General features: G+C 66.2%; 19 protein-coding genes. 6 read left to right on the top strand and 13 right to left on the bottom strand.

The window, feature by feature from the left end; all coding sequences use genetic code 11:
- Nucleotides 1-14 precede the first annotated feature (14 nt).
- Together QX073_RS28260 and thrC are read right to left on the bottom strand one after the other, a co-directional pair.
- Entirely contained in the window at nucleotides 15-1304 is a 1290-nt protein-coding gene (locus QX073_RS28260; RefSeq protein WP_315751523.1) for a pitrilysin family protein, read from the bottom strand.
- Nucleotides 1304-2719, bottom strand: a complete 1416-nt coding sequence (gene thrC, locus QX073_RS28255; RefSeq protein ID WP_315827987.1) for a threonine synthase — start codon at nucleotides 2717-2719, stop codon at nucleotides 1304-1306. The genes QX073_RS28260 and thrC overlap by 1 nt, the downstream gene beginning before the upstream one ends.
- 1645 nt (nucleotides 2720-4364) lie before the next feature.
- Here thrC and QX073_RS28250 point away from each other — a divergent pair.
- The 4 genes from QX073_RS28250 (at nucleotide 4365) to QX073_RS28235 (ending at nucleotide 6687) form a co-directional block, all read left to right on the top strand.
- Nucleotides 4365-4688, top strand: coding sequence for a heavy metal-binding domain-containing protein (locus QX073_RS28250; protein WP_315717915.1), 324 nt, complete (start codon nucleotides 4365-4367; stop codon nucleotides 4686-4688).
- A complete protein-coding gene (locus QX073_RS28245; RefSeq protein WP_315717916.1) occupies nucleotides 4685-4912 on the top strand; it encodes a hypothetical protein in 228 nt (75 codons plus the stop codon). The genes QX073_RS28250 and QX073_RS28245 overlap by 4 nt, the downstream gene beginning before the upstream one ends.
- 267 nt (nucleotides 4913-5179) lie before the next feature.
- Nucleotides 5180-6013 carry a PhzF family phenazine biosynthesis protein gene (locus QX073_RS28240; protein WP_315751522.1) on the top strand — a complete coding sequence of 278 codons (834 nt, stop codon included), beginning with the start codon at nucleotides 5180-5182 and terminating at the stop codon, nucleotides 6011-6013.
- 86 nt (nucleotides 6014-6099) lie between these two features.
- Nucleotides 6100-6687, top strand: a complete 588-nt coding sequence (locus QX073_RS28235; RefSeq protein ID WP_315828026.1) for an NAD(P)H-dependent oxidoreductase — start codon at nucleotides 6100-6102, stop codon at nucleotides 6685-6687.
- Between the two features lie 25 nt (nucleotides 6688-6712).
- On the opposite strand, the gene QX073_RS28230 is transcribed toward QX073_RS28235, so the two are convergent.
- From QX073_RS28230 to coxB, 10 genes are all read right to left on the bottom strand, one after another.
- Nucleotides 6713-7117 carry a carboxymuconolactone decarboxylase family protein gene (locus QX073_RS28230; protein WP_315751295.1) on the bottom strand — a complete coding sequence of 135 codons (405 nt, stop codon included), beginning with the start codon at nucleotides 7115-7117 and terminating at the stop codon, nucleotides 6713-6715.
- Nucleotides 7056-7523 (bottom strand): MerR family transcriptional regulator, encoded by a 468-nt coding sequence (locus QX073_RS28225; protein WP_315751293.1) that lies wholly within the window; start codon nucleotides 7521-7523, stop codon nucleotides 7056-7058. Before QX073_RS28225 ends, QX073_RS28230 begins: the two co-directional genes overlap by 62 nt.
- An 84-nt stretch (nucleotides 7524-7607) precedes the next feature.
- A complete protein-coding gene (locus QX073_RS28220; protein WP_315751291.1) occupies nucleotides 7608-8369 on the bottom strand; it encodes an SURF1 family protein in 762 nt (253 codons plus the stop codon).
- Nucleotides 8370-8574: 205 nt separating this feature from the next.
- A complete protein-coding gene (locus tag QX073_RS28215; RefSeq protein WP_315717920.1) occupies nucleotides 8575-8964 on the bottom strand; it encodes a DUF983 domain-containing protein in 390 nt (129 codons plus the stop codon).
- A 166-nt stretch (nucleotides 8965-9130) separates the two neighbouring features.
- Nucleotides 9131-9988: a cytochrome c oxidase subunit 3 gene (locus QX073_RS28210; protein ID WP_315717921.1), complete on the bottom strand. Its 858-nt coding sequence runs from the start codon at nucleotides 9986-9988 to the stop codon at nucleotides 9131-9133.
- Between the two features lie 87 nt (nucleotides 9989-10075).
- Nucleotides 10076-10735 (bottom strand): cytochrome c oxidase assembly protein, encoded by a 660-nt coding sequence (locus QX073_RS28205; protein WP_409977986.1) that lies wholly within the window; start codon nucleotides 10733-10735, stop codon nucleotides 10076-10078.
- 7 nt (nucleotides 10736-10742) lie between these two features.
- Nucleotides 10743-10919, bottom strand: coding sequence for a CoxF protein (locus QX073_RS28200; protein WP_315717922.1), 177 nt, complete (start codon nucleotides 10917-10919; stop codon nucleotides 10743-10745).
- Nucleotides 10920-10939: 20 nt separating this feature from the next.
- Nucleotides 10940-11878 carry a heme o synthase gene (locus QX073_RS28195; RefSeq protein WP_315751287.1) on the bottom strand — a complete coding sequence of 313 codons (939 nt, stop codon included), beginning with the start codon at nucleotides 11876-11878 and terminating at the stop codon, nucleotides 10940-10942.
- A 146-nt stretch (nucleotides 11879-12024) separates the two neighbouring features.
- Nucleotides 12025-13638 (bottom strand): cytochrome c oxidase subunit I, encoded by a 1614-nt coding sequence (gene ctaD, locus QX073_RS28190; protein ID WP_315717924.1) that lies wholly within the window; start codon nucleotides 13636-13638, stop codon nucleotides 12025-12027.
- Nucleotides 13639-13705: 67 nt separating this feature from the next.
- Nucleotides 13706-14542: a cytochrome c oxidase subunit II gene (gene coxB / locus QX073_RS28185; RefSeq protein ID WP_315717925.1), complete on the bottom strand. Its 837-nt coding sequence runs from the start codon at nucleotides 14540-14542 to the stop codon at nucleotides 13706-13708.
- 480 nt (nucleotides 14543-15022) lie between these two features.
- On the opposite strand from coxB, the gene QX073_RS28180 reads away from it, so the two are divergent.
- Nucleotides 15023-15649 carry an invasion associated locus B family protein gene (locus QX073_RS28180; RefSeq protein ID WP_315717926.1) on the top strand — a complete coding sequence of 209 codons (627 nt, stop codon included), beginning with the start codon at nucleotides 15023-15025 and terminating at the stop codon, nucleotides 15647-15649.
- 84 nt (nucleotides 15650-15733) lie between these two features.
- Here QX073_RS28180 and QX073_RS28175 read toward each other — a convergent pair whose 3' ends face one another.
- Nucleotides 15734-16234, bottom strand: a complete 501-nt coding sequence (locus QX073_RS28175; protein ID WP_315717960.1) for a GNAT family N-acetyltransferase — start codon at nucleotides 16232-16234, stop codon at nucleotides 15734-15736.
- An 84-nt stretch (nucleotides 16235-16318) separates the two neighbouring features.
- On the opposite strand from QX073_RS28175, the gene tldD reads away from it, so the two are divergent.
- A complete protein-coding gene (gene tldD / locus QX073_RS28170; RefSeq protein WP_316170721.1) occupies nucleotides 16319-17743 on the top strand; it encodes a metalloprotease TldD in 1425 nt (474 codons plus the stop codon).
- Nucleotides 17744-17749: the final 6 nt, after the last annotated feature.

Raw genomic sequence — 17749 nt, 5'->3', positions numbered from 1 at the left:
GAGCCGCACCACGTTCAGTGCAGTTGGGCTTTCGATCTCGAACCGGTCAGACCTTCGGCGAAAGTGACCGCCGTGTCCAGACCCCTGCCGGTGCCGAGCGCGACGACCGCCGGCTTGCTGCGTGCGAGCAGCGCCCGCGCCGCATCGCGCGTGCTCTCGACGCTGACCGCCTCGATCTTGGCGACCATCTCCTGCAACGTCTGCGGCCGGCCATAGGCCAGGATATGCCGCGCCAATTGCTCGGCACGGGCACTGCAGCTCTCGAGCGCCATCAACAGCCCGGCCTTCATCTGCGCCTTGGCGCGGGCGACCTCGGCCTCGCTCAAGGTCTCCACCGCGTTGCCGATGATGTCGACCACGACCTCCATCATCTCGGGCGCGTCGGCGGGATCGGTCCCGGTGTAGAGGCCGAAGAATCCCGTGTCGCTATAGGGCGCGTGGAACGTGTAGACGGAGTAGCAGAGCCCCCGGTTTTCGCGCACCTCCTGAAACAGCCGGGACGACATGCCGCCGCCGAGGATGTTGGTGAACACCTGCAGCGAGAACAGCGACGGGTCGGCCTGCGGCACGCCTTCGAGCGCGAGCGTCAGATGCGCCTGCTCGAGATCGCGATGCACGACGCGCGAGCCGCCCTTGCCGAATGCCGCCGGCAGCGGCTTCGGCGCCGGCCCGCCATTGAAGCTGGCAAATCGTTTCGTCACGTCTTCGACCACGCGCTGATGATCGACGGCGCCGGCCGCGGCGACCACCATGTCCGGCCCGCGATAATGCGTCGACAGATAGCCGTGCAGCTTGTCGCGATCGAACGCCTCCAGCGTCTTGGCGGTGCCGAGCAGCGAGCGGCCCATCGGCTGGTCCGGAAAGCATAGCTCGTTGAGATGCTCGAACACGACGTCGTCGGGCGTGTCCTGCGCCGCGCCGATCTCCTGCACGATCACGTTCTTCTCGCGCTCCAGCTCCTCCGGCACGAACGACGGATTGGCGAGAATGTCGGAGAGCACGTCGAGCGCCATCGGCACGTCGGCCTTCAGCACGCGGGCGTAGTACGCCGTGGTCTCGGTCGAGGTGCCGGCATTGAGATCGCCGCCGACGGCCTCGACGGTCTCGACGATCTCGCGCGCGCTGCGCGTGGTCGTGCCCTTGAACGCCATGTGCTCGAGCAGATGCGAGATGCCGTGCTCGTCCGGCTTCTCGTCGCGGCCGCCGACGCCGGCCCAGACCCCGAGCGCCGCCGTCTCCAGATGCGGCATCGTGTCGGTGACGACCGTCAACCCCGTCGGCAGCTTGGTGACTTCCACGCCCATCATGCAATTCCCTGCTTGGCGGCCCGGCTGACCGAGCGGATGAACTTCTCCACCTCGGCCTGGTCGTTCCGCATGATCCTGATGTCCTCGCGCCTGCTCATCAGCCCTTCGAGCCACACCGGCAAATGCGGCCGCATCCCGCAGGCGGCCTCGACCGCATCGGGGAATTTGGCGGGATGCGCGGTCGACAGAACGATGTTCGGCACCGACAGATCGGTGCCGTCGCGATCGGCCACCGCCAGCGCCACCGCCGTGTGCGGATCGACGAGATCGCCGGCCTCGCGGAAGGCGGCGCGGATCGCGGCCGCGGTTTCGATCTCGTCAGCGCGGCCGGCGTCGAAATCGGCGCGGATCGCCGCCAGCATGGCATCCGGCAGCACGAAGCGGCCGGACTGCTTGAGGCTGTCCATCAGCCGCCGCACGGTGCCGGCGTCGCGGCCGCCGGCTTCGAACAACAGCCGCTCGAAATTCGACGACACCTGGATGTCCATCGAGGGCGAAGCCGTCGCATGCACTTCGCGCACCTCGTAGATGCCGGTCGTCAGCGTCCGGGCGAGGATGTCGTTGACGTTGGTCGCGACGCGCAACGTGCGCACCGGCAGGCCCATGCGCTTGGCGACATAGCCGGCGAAGACGTCGCCGAAATTGCCGGTGGGCACGGTGAAGTCGACGGCGCGGTGGGGTGCCCCGATCGCGACCGCCGAGGTGAAGTAGTAGACCACCTGGGCGACGACGCGCGCCCAGTTGATCGAGTTGACGCCCGACAGCCTGACCGAATCGCGGAAGCCGTGATGGTTGAACAGGCCCTTCACGATCGCCTGGCAGTCATCGAAATGACCTTCGATCGCCAGCGCATGGACGTTGGCCGCGCCCGACGTCGTCATCATCCGCCGCTGCACCTCGGAGATGCGGCCATGCGGGAACAGCACGATGAGGTCGGCATTGTCGCGGCCGGCGAAGGCCTCGACCGCCGCGCCACCCGTATCGCCTGACGTCGCCACGACGATGGTGGTGCGCTCGCCGCGCTTGGCCAGCACGTGGTCCATCAGCCGCGAGATCAGCTGCATCGCCACGTCCTTGAACGCCAAGGTCGGGCCGTGGAACAGCTCCAGCACGAACTGATGCGGCGCGATCTGGTCGAGCGGCACCACGGCGGGGTGACGGAACGTCGCATAGGCCTCGTTGGCCATGCGGCCGAGCTCTTCGTCGGAAATCTCGCCGGCGACGAACGGCTTGATGACCTCGACGGCGACCTCCCAATAGGGCCGGCCGAAAAACGACGCGATCGTCGCGGGCGTCAGCTGCGGCCAGGTCTCGGGCACGTACAGGCCGCCGTCACGGGCGAGCCCGGTCAGCATCACATCGCAGAAGGTGAGCGCGGGGGCTTCCCCGCGGGTCGAAACATAGCGCGTCAAACCGCTCTCCTGACCTGCGTCACCAGGCCATAACCCGTTGATTGAATTCGAAATCGGAACCGCCCGGCGGCAACATGGTCCGGCACCATAATGGTTTTGACCTTGTTGCGAAACCGGTTGTTGCCGCCGGGATGGTCGCGAGGAGGGGTTACGGCGGCGTTACGGAGCATGGGTCAGGGGGCATCGGTTACGAGACTTGGGTCGCAACGGCTGACCCGGGCCGCTCCAGCGGACCATCCGCCCCACCGCTTTCATCCCCGGTTCAACCGGGCGATCCCGTACGCCGCGGCGGCCGCGGTCGACCGCACCGGCGCGGCGTCCCGGATCCCCGCCTGCGCGGGGATGACGGCGGTGCCGTCGGCTTCCGGCCGGGTACTTCGAACACGCGAACGAACCATGGGATATCGGCACGATCTCTCCACCTCGTCATTCCGGGGCGCGCGGAGCGCGAGCCCGGAATCCATAACCACGACCGGGAGTATGGATTCCGGGCTCGCCCTGCGGGCGCCCCGGAATGACGGCGGTGCGTGGAGAAGCGTTCTCGCGGCGCGATGAGCGCCCGAGCTTTGCAAGCATACCTCCCTCCGAATCGGAGGGCGCAGGGAAGACCGGATGCCGGCTGGCACCCGCGGCCCCCGTGCGAACAAGAATGCACGGGGCAGGAACCACAGGTTCAGCCAGAGCGACCCGGCCTTCCCTGCGCGATGGCTTACGACTTATACGCGATCTCCTCGGTGCACCGGGCTTTTTGGCCACCGTCATCGACGCGATGCATGGGCACCAGCGCCAACTTGATACCAGCGTCGGGGTATCAGGACCACGCGACTTCACCGTCCGTGCCGGCCGCACTCGTCAGTTGCAGCCGACCCGTCCATCGCACCCCACCTCACGTCCGTGACGACGCGTACGCCCCTCGCAACGAGGCGGGATGGCGATAGACAAGCATGATTTCGGAAAAAATGAAATAGAAAAATGTCCGTGAGACCATACTACACGGGTGATCGTGTTGCGCGGGCTCACGAAATTAGTCTCTCGGCGCAACCGAATGCCGATCTTCCGGCGCGCGCGCATGCTGCCGCGAACAGCCCGTCGGGCGACTCGGATCAGGATCTTGAGGGCCGCCACCTCGATGCCGCGCCCCGCTTGAGCGCAGCACGGGCCTCTTCACATCAACCACCAGAATCGTCTGGGAGATAGAATGTGTATCCGAATGGCGGATTGAAGCGTCGATAGAACCAACCGACCGGATACACGTCTTGGACGGCGACCGTTCCAACTCGACCAGGATCACGCCAGCGATGATCGGCCATGACACGGCGGATCGCTCGTTCGGTTGCCACGTCCGCTGTCGGCGCATTCAGGACACACGTCGTGAAGAAGCCGCACCTGGTCGGCTTCCCATCCATCAGAACAACGAAGTCCTTGCCGTTCAGCAAGATTCGAAAGCGCACGATTTCACCCGACGATACTGCCCACGCGGACGCTCGGTACCCCACCGCATCATCAGAGCCTATCTGGGGGTAAGATTCGATGAATTTGGCCGAGGGAGGGCGACAACGGAACGTTAGGACTCGCCCGGACCTTGGCGACTTCGAACCTCAGGAGCGCTCGCTCGGACCAAATAGGACCACAACAGGAGCCTTCCATGATCGTCGTAACGACGGAAAACGTGACCGGCCACCGCACGGTGCGGATGCTGGGGCAGTGTTTTGGGGTGGTGGTGCGCAGCCGCGGGCTCGGGGGCAATCTGGTGGCCAGCCTGCGCTCGATCGTCGGCGGCGAGATCCACGAGTACACGCAGATGCTGGAGGAGGCGCGGCGCCATGCGCTCGACCGGCTCGTCTCCAACGCCACGTCGATGGGCGCCAACGCCATTCTGATGATGCGTTTCGATAGCGCCGAGATCGGCCAGACCATGAGCGAGATCGTCGCCTATGGCACCGCCGCCGTCATCGAACCCGCGCCGTGATCGATCTCGTGCTCTGGCTCGCGGTCATATCAGCGGTCGTCCTGGTGTGGTTCGTCTTCCGCCAGGGAGGCTACAAGCGCGATGCGCTGGCGGCGCCGCCAGGCCCGGACTGGATCAAGACCGAGGAGCGCTTCGTCGATCCCACCAGCGGCGAGACGCTGGACGTGTGGTTTCATCCGCGGACCGGCGAGCGGGCGTATGTGAGGGCGGGCCGATCCGTGTAGACCGCGGTCGAACGCGGGAGACCATCGCACCGACGACACAGGGAAGCCGCGTCACATTCCGCCGTCGTCCCTGCGAACGCAGGGACCCATAACCACCGGCTTCGGTGGGACGACGACTGGCAGTTGCGCTTCACCGATAGATTCCGCGGTATGGGTCCCTGCGTTCGCAGGGACGACAGCGGTGCGTGGAGTCACGTCTTGTACATCTTCACTTGCGAGCGCTGAAAGCCTAGCATCGCCAACACAGAGATCGAGCGCGAGACCTCCATGATCATCCAGCACATCGCAGCCTTCACCGACGGCCCACGCGGCGGCAATCCGGCCGGGGTCGTCATCTGCGAGGCGCTGCCCGAGGCCGCCACCATGCAGGCGACGGCGGCGGAGATCGGCTATTCGGAGACGGCGTTCGCGGCGCCCATCGGCGACAAATGGCGGGTGCGCTATTTCGCGCCGCAGGCCGAGGTGGATTTCTGCGGCCACGCGACGATTGCGCTCGGCGCGGCGCTGGCGAGGCACGAGCGCTCCGGCACGTTCGCACTGACGCTCAACCATGCCGAAATCACTGTCGACGGGCATCATTCGGCGACCGACTGGAGCGCGGCGTTTCGATCGCCGCCGACGCTGACCCGGGCCCTGCCATCTGCGGCGCTCGACAAGATCCTGACGCTGTTCGGGCTGTCGCAAGACGAACTCGACGAGCGGATCCCGCCGGTGATCGCTCACGCCGGCATGGATCATCCAGTGATTGCCCTGCGCGACCGCAGCCGCCTGGCTGCCATCAGCTACGACTTCGCTCGAGGCCAGGTGCTGGCACAGCGTGAGCGCTTCTGCACCTTCGCCCTCGTACACGCCGAGACGCCGCAGCTGTTTCACGCCCGCAACCCGTTTCCGTTCGGCGGGGTCTACGAGGACCCGGCGACGGGCGCGGCGGCCGCGGCGCTGGCCGGCTATCTGCGCGAGCTCGCCTGGGCGACCGAGCGGCCGATCGTGATCCGCCAGGGCGAGGACATGGGCGTGCCCTGCTGCCTGCAGGTCGATCTCGACGGCCCTCCAGGCGCGCCGGTCCGGGTGTCCGGGCGAGCCCGGCTGATTCACGCGTGATTTGATTTGAAATCCCGGGGCGCCTGGCCGCCATAGTGCGCGGGCTGCAAGAACGAGCGCTTCGTTCGCCAGCGGAGCACGCCGTGATGATGTCGACCGAGATGCAGCAGGACACATCGCTCATCGTTCTGATCAGCGGCAGCCTGCGCGCCCGCTCGGCCTGCCGTGCAGCGATCGTCGCCGCGGCCGAGCTGGCGCCAGCGGATGTCACGCCGGCGATCTACGTCGGGCTGAGCGAGCTGCCGCACTTCAATCCCGACCACGATTGCGATCCCTTGCCCGAGCCGGTCATTCGCTTGCGCAAGCTGCTCGGCGACGCCCGCGCCGTCATGCTGTCGACCCCGGAATATGCGGGCTCGCTGCCGGGCAGCTTCAAGAACATGATCGATTGGACCGTCAGTGCCGGCAGCCTCTATCGACGGCCGATCGGCTGGATCAACTGCTCGGCCCATGGTGGCGCGCACGACGCCCATGCCGACCTGCGCAGGGTGCTGGAGCGCGCGGGCGCGACGATCGTCGATGAGGCTTGCGTCGCCGTACCGGTGCCGCCGACGGCAATGACCGCAGATGGTCGCATCGCGGCCCCCGACATGCGTGCGGCCATCGCGGATGCGATCGCCGCACTGGCCTTGGCCGCGTCCGCAGGCGATGAGAACACACAGCCATCGTCATGACTGTGCTCACCGCGGGCGCCCGAATTCATGCGGGCTTCGCGTCCGCTTCCGCGAACACCGCCTTGGCCGCGAACAATCCATTGAGCGCGGCGGGAAAGCCGGCATAGACCGCCATCTGCATGATCACCTCGGTGATTTCCGCCCGGCTGAGGCCGACATTGAGGCCCGCATGGAGGTGCACCTTGAGCTGCGGGCTGGCATTGCCGAGCGCGGTCAGCGCTGCGATGGTCGCGATCTCGCGGCTGCGCAGATCGAGGCCGGGGCGCGAATAGATGTCGCCGAACGGAAACTCGATCACGTAGGTCGCGAAATCCGGCGCGATGTCGGCGAGCGCCGCGATCACATTGCGGCCGGCCTCGCCGTCGATGCTATCGAGCGCGCGCCGGCCGCGCGCCAGCCGATCCTGATCGTTGTTGGCGCTGGATGGCATCGGGCTCGTCGTCGTGGCCTGGTTGGGCGTGGATCGCGTCATCATCGTTCGTCCTCTCGCTGCTGCCGGCATAGCCGGCGATCTTGCCGTCGAGAACGAGAAGGCAGTCCTGCAGGCTGGCGACACGCGCCCGGACCGCGTCGCGATGCCGCTCCAGGAGCCGGCGTCGTTCCGGCTCCGTAGCAGCGCCGCCCGCACGCAGCTCGGCGTAGCGCAGCATGTCCCGGATCGGCATTCCCGTGGCCTTGAGACGGCCGAGGAATTCGATCCAGGTCAGGATCGATGCGTCGTAGTCCCGCTGGCGGGCATGATCGCGATCGGCCCTGGGCAGCAGCCCGATCCGCTCGTAGTAGCGGATCGTATGGGGCGTCAGCCCCGACTGCCTGGCCAGTTCGCCGATCTTCATGCGCCCCTATCTCCATTCACGACGCCACGCAGGCTACGGGTTCGAGTGCGCTCTAAGTCAAGCGACGTTTCGCGGACTACGGGCTCATCGGTTCGCTGCGCGCCGACCCCGCGCCCACACCGCGAACGCGACGATCAACGCGGCGGCCAGAGAGAACCACGTGATCGCGTATTGCATGTGCTCGTCGCGCAGATGCGGCGACAGCGGGCCGGGCTTGGGAATGCCATTGTCGGGCACCGGCGATTCCAGATCGATGTAGAACGGCGCGACCTCGCCCCAGCCGAGCGTCTTGGCCATCGCGCGATGGTCGCGCGTGAACCACAGCCGCTTTTCGCGGCTCTCGGCGGCGGTGAGCAAACCGGCAGCCTCGGGAAAGCGCAGATAGCCGGTCAGGGTCACGGGCTCGCCGGTGACGAGCTTGGCGGTGGCGCGGTCCTGCACCGCGCGCTCCTGCATCGTGTTGGCGACGAAGCCGGCGTCGATCACGACGGTCTCGCCGGACGGCAGGCGCGCCGGCAGGAATGCCCAGGTGCCGGGGCCCGAGACGTCCTCGCGCACGGCAGAGCCGGCGCTGTAGACCATCGCATCGGGGAGCTTGGCGTAAGTGGCGGTGAAGCTGACGCGACGGAATTCGTCGTGCTCGGGCGTCAAGCTGCGCCATTCGTCTTGTGGCGGCAGCGGTGCGGGCGACGTGGCGACGCGCTCGGTCAGCGCCGCGATCAGCGCGTGCTTTTCCGCACGGCGCTGCAATTGCCAGATGCCGAGGCCTGCGAACAGCGCGACCATGACGACGGTGAAGGCGGCGAAGGCGCGGGAGGACGTTTTGCGGCTGGGCGCACTCGTCATTGCGGAGATGTCCGCGGCGAGGTGAACGCTTTGCCGGAGCGAACGGTGCGCTCCCCTCCCCCTTGCGGGGAGGGGTTGGGGGTGGGGATGCCCCAACAGAGACTGCCACTGGGGCTACCCCCCTCCCCGGCCCTCCCCCACAAGGGGGGAGGGAGCGCACCTTCGGCGCCGCTCAGATGTGCAACTCGCACGCGCAGGCGCCAGCTCATCGCGGCGTCTTGTCCACCAGGCGGCCGGGGGCGGCCTTGTGGTGGAATTGCAGGGCGATCAGCAGCGACTTCATCGCGCGCAACGGCAGCAGCGTCGTCACCAGGATCAGCGGTCCCCAGAGCGCGGCATGGACCCAGAACGGCGGCTGATACTTCACCTCGACGATCAGCGCGGCGCCAACCACGATGGCGCCGGCGAGCATCATGATGAAGATCGCCGGACCGTCGCCGGTGTCGATGAAGGCGTAGTCGAGATCGCAGGCTTCGCAGCGCTTGCGCAGGTTGAGGAAGCCGTCGAACAGCTTGCCCTGGCCACAGCGTGGGCAGCGGCAGGCGAGCCCGCGCAGGACGGTCTGGGCCAAAGTGACGGGCGGATGGGTGGTCATGGTGTCTTGCCCCCTGGGCGGCCGCGCGACGCCTCATGGTGATACAACCGGAGGCGACGAGAGCGGATCACATTTCGATCAACCGCCGGGCGCCGCTGCAACGAGAAAGGGCGGCCCGACGGCCGCCCCTTCTTAGCACGTTCGACGGAACCGGTGCGCGCCGGCTTCAGTGCGCGCCGTGGGCCATCGTCTCGGCGCCGTGGCCCCAGACGTAGATGCAGATGAACAGGAACAGCCAGACCACGTCGACGAAGTGCCAGTACCAGGCGGCGAACTCGAAGCCGAGATGCTGCTTGGGCGTGAAGTGGCCGGCATAGGCGCGCGCCAGGCAGACGGTCAGGAAGATCGTGCCGACCAGGACGTGGAAGCCGTGGAAGCCGGTCGCCATGAAGAAGGTCGAGCCGTAGACGTGGCCGGCGAACGAGAACGTTGCGTGGCTGTACTCATAGGCCTGCACGCAGGTGAAGGTGGCACCCAGGAGGATGGTGAGGATCAGGCCATATTTCAGGCCCTTGCGGTCGCCCTCGAGCAGCGCGTGGTGCGCCCAGGTCACCGTGGTGCCCGAGGTCAGCAGGATCAGCGTGTTGAGCAGCGGCAGGTGCCAGGGATCGAAGGTCTCGATGCCCTTGGGCGGCCAGACGCCGCCGAACAGGGCCTCGCGGGTGGCCTGCACCTCGAAGTTCGGATACAGCGCGGCATTGAAATAGGCCCAGAACCAGGCGACGAAGAACATCACCTCGGAGGCGATGAACAGGATCATGCCGTAGCGGTGATGGAGCTGCACCACGCGGGTGTGGTCGCCCTTGTATTGCGCTTCCTTGATGACGTCGCCCCACCAGCTCGCCATGGTGTAGAGCACGCCGATGGTGCCGATGCCGAACACGATCGGCGCGGCGCCGAACATCTTGTGCATCCAGCCGATCGCACCGAACGCCATGATGAAGGCCGAAACCGAGCCGACGAACGGCCAAGGGCTCGGATCGACGAGATGGTAGTCGTGATGCTTGGCGTGCGCCTCAGCCATGGCAAGTCTCTCCCCAGATCGATGCCGGTCGCGCCGGCACGGTGTCGTTCAACAGCGATGGTCCCCGAATATCGGACGTCCGCGCGGTCATAGGCTGCCCCGCGGTTTGTCCGGCTCGCCCGCAGCGACCGGCTTCGGTGCGTCGCGGACGGGATAGAAGGTGTAAGACAGCGTGATCGTCTTCAAACTGTCGTTCTCGTGATCGGCTGTTATCGCCGGGTCGACGTAGAACACCACCGGCATCTCGCGGGTCTCGCCCGGCGCCATGGTCTGCTCGGTAAAGCAGAAGCAGTTGATCTTCTGGAAGTAGGCGCCCGATGTCAGCGGCGACACATTGTAGGCCGCCTGCGCCATGGTGGTGCGCGCCGACTGGTTGGTGACCGTGTAGTAGACCGTGACCACCTCGCCGATCGCGACCTCGATCTCGGTCTTCTCCGGCTCAAACTTCCAGGGCAAACCGCCGGCGACATTGGAGTCGAAGCGCACGGAGATCCGGCGCGCCAGCGGCGCCGAGGATGGCGCTGATGTCGCCACCTGCGTGGTGCCGTTGAAGCCGGTGGCGCGGCAGAACCAGTTGTAGAACGGCACGGCGGCATAGGACGCGCCGACCATCAGCACCACGACGGCGCCGCAGATGCCGCCGACCAGCGCATCGCGGCTGAGGCCGCGGCGCGGCGCGGCCGGCGCGGTCGCCGGAACGATCTGGTCGGTTGTCTCCATCGCGGTCTGCTTCGTCCCGTCCTGCATCACGTCTCTACATCGGCCGATTCAGCACCGCGGGACCCTTCACCATGGTCACCGCGAAGAACAGCACCACCAGCACGCCGAGCGCGAGCGCAATCGCGATCGAGCGGCGACGGCGGCTGCGCAGCTGCGCCTCGGTGAGGACGATGCCCTCTTGCTCGTTCGGATCTGCCATCGTGGTCGCCATGTTTTCCAGTCTCGCGCCTCTTACCAGATCAGCGGCGCGATCATGCGCGCGACCGCTTCGAGTCCGAGCGTAGCGAACAGCACGAACAGATAAAGGATCGAGAAGGCGAACAGCTTGCGGTTGGCGCGTAGCGAGGCGCTGCGCTCGCGCTTGCGGAACACCTCGACCGCGAGCCACAGCATGCCCGTGCCGAGCGCCAGCGAGACGACACCGTAGACGGCATCGAAATAGCCGAGCGGCCACGGCGCGGCGGCGATCGCCACCAGGACGATGGTGTAGAGCAGGATCTGCAGCCGGGTCGCATCGGGGCCGGCGACCACCGGCAGCATCGGCACGCCGGCGCGGGCGTAGTCATCGCTGCGGAACAGCGCCAGCGCCCAGAAATGCGGCGGGGTCCAGAAGAAGATGATCAGGAACAGCCAGAGCGGCTCCGGCGCGATCGAGCCGGTGGCGGACACCCAGGCGACCACCGGCGGCAAGGCGCCGGCGGCGCCGCCGATGACGATGTTCTGCGCAGTCCAGCGCTTCAGCCACAGCGTGTAGATGACGACGTAGAAGAAGATGGTGAAGGCGAGCAGCGCACCGGCGAACCAGTTGACGAGGATGCCGAGCGTTAGCACCGAGAAGAACGACAGCGTGATGCCGAAGGCGAGCGCCTCCTGGCGGGTGACGCGGCCGCGCGGAATCGGGCGGTTGGCGGTGCGCGACATCAGCGAGTCGATGTCGCCTTCCAGCGCCATGTTGAGCGCGCCGGAGGCGCCGGCCCCGACCGCGATGCACAGCAGTGAGGTGATGGCGAGCACCGGGTGGAAATGGCCCGGAGCGATCAGCAGGCCGATCAGCGCCGTGAAGATCACGAGCGACATCACCCGCGGCTTCAGGAGCGCGAGATAATCGCCGACATCGGCCTCGGAAATCCGCGGGCCGACGGCAATGGCGTTCTGATCGATGACCGACACGGCGAATCCAGACTTCAATTCACAGACTTCAATTCAAAAGGTTCTGGGACAGGGAGTGCCAGAACCGCGCTTCCGGCGCGGCACCAGGCGCGCCACCGGCAGAGATCGACGCGGCGCCGGATGGCGCCGCGTCGGAGAGATCAGGTTCACTGCACCTTCGGCAGCACCTCGAACTGGTGGAACGGCGGCGGTGAGGACAGGGTCCATTCCAGCGTCGTCGCACCCGGTCCCCACGGATTGTTCGCGGCCTGCTGCTTGCGCATGAAGGCGTCGACCACCCCATAGATGAAGATCAGGACGCCGAAGGCCGAGATGTAGGAGCCGATCGACGAGACCAGGTTCCAGCCCGCATAGGCATCGGGATAGTCGATGTAGCGGCGCGGCATGCCCGACAGGCCGAGGAAGTGCTGCGGGAAGAACACCAGGTTGACGCCGACGAAGGTGACCCAGAAGTGCGCCTTCGCGATCGTCTCGTTGTACATGTAGCCGAACATCTTCGGGAACCAGTAGTACCAGCCGGCGAAGATGGCGAACACGGCGCCGAGCGACAGCACGTAGTGGAAGTGCGCGACGACGTAGTAGGTGTCCTGCAGCACACGGTCGACGCCGGCGTTCGCCAGCACGACGCCGGTGACGCCGCCGACCGTGAACAGGAAGATGAAGCCCACGGCCCACAGCATCGGCGCGCGGAACTCGATCGAGCCGCCCCACATCGTGGCGATCCAGGAGAAGATCTTCACGCCGGTCGGCACCGCGATCACCATGGTGGCGGCGACGAAATAGGCCTGCGTCGCCGAGGACATGCCGACGGTGTACATGTGGTGCGCCCACACCACGAAGCCGATGCCGCCGATCGCGACCATGGCGTAGGCCATGCCGAGATAGCCGAACACCGGCTTGCGCGAGAAGGTCGACACGATCTGGCTGATCATGCCGAAGCCGGGCAGGATCAGGATATACACTTCCGGATGGCCGAAGAACCAGAACAGGTGCTGGAACAGCACCGGGTCACCGCCGCCGGCCGGATCGAAGAAGGTGGTGCCGAAATTGCGGTCGGTCAGCATCATCGTGATGGCGCCGGCGAGCACCGGCAGCGACAGCAGCAGCAGGAACACCGTCACCAGGATCGACCACACGAACAGCGGCATCTTGTGCAGGGTCATGCCCGGCGCGCGCATGTTGAAGATGGTGGTGATGAAGTTGATCGACCCGAGGATCGACGACGCACCGGCAAGGTGCAGCGACAGGATCGCGAAATCCACCGCCGGTCCGGGATGGCCCGAGGTCGACAGCGGCACATACATCGTCCAGCCGGCGCCGACGCCGTTGGCGCCGGGCTCGCCCTCGACGAAGGTCGAGGTCAAAAGCAGCGCGAACGAGGCGGGCAGCAGCCAGAACGAGATGTTGTTCATGCGCGGGAACGCCATGTCCGGCGCGCCGATCATCAGCGGCACCATCCAGTTGCCGAAGCCGCCGATCATCGCCGGCATGACCATGAAGAAGATCATGATCAGGCCGTGCGAGGTCACGAACACGTTGTAGGTGTGGTTCTCGTGGAACAGCTGCACACCCGGATACATCAGCTCGATGCGGATCGCGACCGACATGGCGAGGCCGATGATGCCGGCGCACACCGCGAAGATCAGATACATCGTGCCGATGTCTTTGTGGTTGGTCGAATAGATCCAGCGCCGCCATCCGGTCGGATGGTCGTGCGCGTGATCGTCATGGCCGGTCAGGGTCGTCGCGTTCGTCGCCATTGTCCAATCCTCAGTGTCCCCGTGGACCGCCAAGGCGGCCCTCAATCTCAGCGTTCATCCCGCTCGGCTACTGCGACACGCCCGCAGCCGACGCATAGGTGCTCGTGGGCGCGCTGGCGTACTTCTTCTTGGCGTCCTCGACCCAGGCGGTGAATTCCTGGTCGCTCACGACGCGCACCGCGATCGGCATGTAGGCGTGGTCCTTGCCGCACAGCTCCGAGCACTGGCCGTAATACATGCCGACCTTGGTCGCCTTGAACCAGGTCTCGTTGAGGCGGCCGGGAATGGCGTCGATCTTGACGCCGAACGACGGGATCGCCCAGGAGTGGATCACGTCGGCGCCGGTGGTCTGGACGCGAATCACCTTGTTGACCGGCACGACCATTTCGTTGTCGACGGCGAGCAGGCGCGGCTGCTTGTCCTGCGCCAGCAGCGAGTCGAACTCGAACTTGCCGTTGTCGGGATAGGCGTAGCTCCAGTACCACTGCTTGCCGGTGGCCTTGATGGTCATATCAGCCTTCGGCACATCCAGCTCGAGGAACAGCAGCCGGAACGACGGCACCGCGATCATGACCAGGATCAGCACCGGGATCAGCGTCCAAGCCACCTCGATCAGCGTGTTGTGCGTCGTCCGCGACGGCACCGGGTTGGCGCGCGCGTTGAACTTGACCACCACGGCGACCAGCAGCGCCAGCACGAACAGCGTGATGATGGTGATGATCGTCAGCAGCAGGCCGTGGAACCAGGTGATGTTCTCCATCACCGGCGTCGCAGCCTCCTGCAGCTTGACTTCCCATGGCGCCGGCTGGCCCGTTTCAGCAAACGCCGCTCCACCCGACACGAGCGTCATGCCCGTTACAGCCAACCCCAGCAAGGCGCTCAATTGGCCTCTCGACATCTTCATGCCGTCGCGCTCCCTTCAGAACTTTCCCCCTCGGCGCACCGCCCGCTTCACGCAGCGGCGCGCCGTTCGATCCGCTCTCCTGACAAATGGCCTTCGGGCGGATGCATAGAAAAGCACCTGGGCCAGTTCACTGGAATGACGAAATCTTTCTTCTCAAACCATAATTCTTGATCTATCGCAATGCAGTCTTGCGCCGGATATCGCGCGCGGCGCTGTTCGTCGCGACAAGCGTATTTTCCGGGAGATTGCCGCATGCCGTGATTTCGCGGGCAACGGGCGCTTGACAGGCGTGCGGCGCGATGTAGGCAAACGGGACACGGCCGTTTGCGAGGCTGATTCGGCGAGGCGCAGCGGCAGCGCCCACCAGGGTGCGGCCATATTTGGTATCGTTTCGTGCCGTACGCCGGTGACGCTGTCCTCAAGACGCCATCATTGCCGTATCATGGCGTCGGACGCGCAGATCACCCACAGGAAATTGTCATGGCACCGACCCGGATCAGGGTTTCAACGGACAGGACAGCTGACATGTCGACCCCAGCTGCGAATGACTCGCGCCGTTTGTACCGATTCAGCGCGGTGCGTGCGCGACTCGCGCGTGTTGCCGCGATGACCTCCGCGGCGACCGCGGTCGCGATGATCGCTGCGACGGTGATCGGCGCGCCGCACGCGGCGTTGGCGCAGGGCGCGGTGCGCTCGGTGCATGGCGACTGGCAGATCCGCTGCGACACGCCGCCCGGCGCGCAGAGCGAGCAGTGCGCGCTGATCCAGAGCGTCGTGGCCGAGGACCGTTCCAATGCCGGCCTCACCGTGATCATGCTGAAGACCGCAGACCAGAAGAGCCGGCTGATGCGCGTGGTGGCGCCACTCGGCGTGCTGCTGCCGTCCGGCCTCGGCCTGAAGCTCGACAACCAGGACGTCGGCCGCGCCGGCTTCGTGCGCTGCCTGCCCAATGGCTGCGTCGCCGAGGTGGTGCTGGAGGACAAGCTGCTCGGCCAGCTCAAGACGGCGAAGACCGCGACCTTCATCATCTTCGAGACGCCGGAGGAAGGCATCGGCTTCCCGCTGAGCCTCAACGGACTCGCCGAAGGCTTCGACAAGCTGCCCTGACGTCGGCCGCGATTGACAGCCCCTTCGCAGCACGATGCCGTGATCGAGCCGTGAGTTCGCGCGTCTGAATGCGCGCCCGCGGCCTCAGCGCCGCCCGTCGAGCGCCAGCGCCATCACCAGCAGGGTCTTGTCGAACCCGTCATCGCCGGGCTCCCGCGGCTGCACCGCCTTGAGCAGGAATCCGGCCTTCTGGTACAGCCTGATGGCGTTGGTGTTGCTGCGGTAAACCGTGAGCTCGACACGCGAGAAGCCGGCCGCCCGCGCCGCCTCGAGCGCCGCCGCCATCAGTCGCCTGCCCAGGCCCTGGTGCCGGAACTGCGGCATTAGGCCCATGCCGAGCACCCCGATCCGGGCATCGATTGGCCCCGATTTGGGCGTCACATCGCACCAGCCGACCACCTCCCCGGCAGAGAGAGCGACGAATTGCGGGTATCCCTCGTGGATGTTGTTCAGAATGAAGGCGCGCGTCGACTCCAGCGGCGGCGCCTGCACGAACGACAGATAGCGCCGTTCGCGCGCGACGTAATCGAGCGTGCGGTGGAAGCTCTCGATGTGAGCGGACGTGATGGGAACGATCTCAACCATGTCAGTTCGGTAATCATCCAGCCCCTCGCGCCCCGGCGTCAAAACAACTATCTTGGAATGATCGCTCCGACAACGGATTGACCCATGACTGCTCCCACCACTTCCCTGCTCGAACGCGCCAATCTGGACCGTGATACGGTCCGGAGCGAGGTCGCGCGTGGCCTGGCCGGCGCCGATGACGGCGAATTGTTCTTCGAATACAGCCAGACCGAAGCGCTGACCTTCGACAATGGCCGGCTGAAGCAGGCGACCTATGACACCAGCCAGGGATTCGGCCTGCGCGCGGTGAAGGACGATGCAGTCGGCTATGCCCATTCCTCCGACGTCTCGCTGCCGGCGCTGATGCGCGCGGCCGATGCCGTCAGCGCCGTGCGCGGCGGCTATTCCGGCACGTTCGCGAGCCCGCCGCCGCACACCAACGTCCGGCTCTATGGCGACGATAATCCGCTGGATGCTCCGGGGTTCGAAAGCAAGGTCAAGCTGCTCGGCGAGATCGACGCTTACTTGCGCGACAAGGATCCGCGCGTGCGCCAGGTGACCGTGAGCCTCGGCGCAACCTGGCAGGTCGTGGAGATCCTGCGGCCCGACGGCGAGAGCTATCGCGACATCCGCCCGCTGGTGCGCGTGAACGTCTCGGTGGTCGCCGGCCAGGGTGATCGCCAGGAGACCGGCAGCAAGGGGTATGGCGGCCGCGAGGCCTATGCCCGCTTCATCGAGACCAAGGCGTGGCGCGAGGCCGCCGACGGCGCACTGCGCGAGGCCCTGGTCAATCTGGAATCGGTCCCCGCTCCCGCCGGCGAGATGGACGTCGTGCTCGGCGCCGGCTGGCCCGGCGTGATGCTGCACGAGGCCGTCGGTCACGGCCTCGAAGGCGACTTCAACCGCAAGAAGACCTCGGCCTTCGCCGGGCTGATGGGCAAGCCGGTCGCCGCCAAAGGCGTCACCGTGGTCGATGACGGCACCATGGCCTCGCGTCGCGGCTCGCTGTCGATCGACGACGAGGGCACGCCGACCAGCCGCACCGTGCTGATCGAGGACGGCATCCTGGTCGGCTACATGCAGGACCGCCAGAACGCGCGGCTGATGAACATGGCGCCGACCGGCAACGGCCGCCGTCAGGGCTACGCGCACGTGCCGATGCCGCGCATGACCAACACCTACATGCTGGCCGGCGAGCGCGATCCGGCCGAGATCATCGCCTCGGTCAAGAACGGCATCTATGCCGTCAATTTCGGCGGCGGCCAGGTCGACATCACCTCGGGCAAATACGTCTTCCAGTGCACCGAGGCCTACAGGATCGAGAACGGCAAGGTCGGTGCGCCGGTGAAGGGCGCGATGCTGATCGGCAACGGCCCGACGGATTTGAACCGCATCAGCATGATCGGCAACGATCTTTCGCTCGATACCGGCATCGGCACCTGCGGCAAGAACGGCCAGGGCGTGCCGGTCGGCGTCGGTCAGCCGACGCTTCGCATGGATCGCATTACGGTGGGAGGCACGGGCCGATGAGCCTTG

Source organism: Bradyrhizobium sp. SZCCHNS3052, from assembly GCF_032484495.1.
Lineage (GTDB): Bacteria > Pseudomonadota > Alphaproteobacteria > Rhizobiales > Xanthobacteraceae > Bradyrhizobium.
Note: the sequence above shows the minus strand (reverse complement) of the source record. Positions and strands in the feature narration are given on the sequence as shown.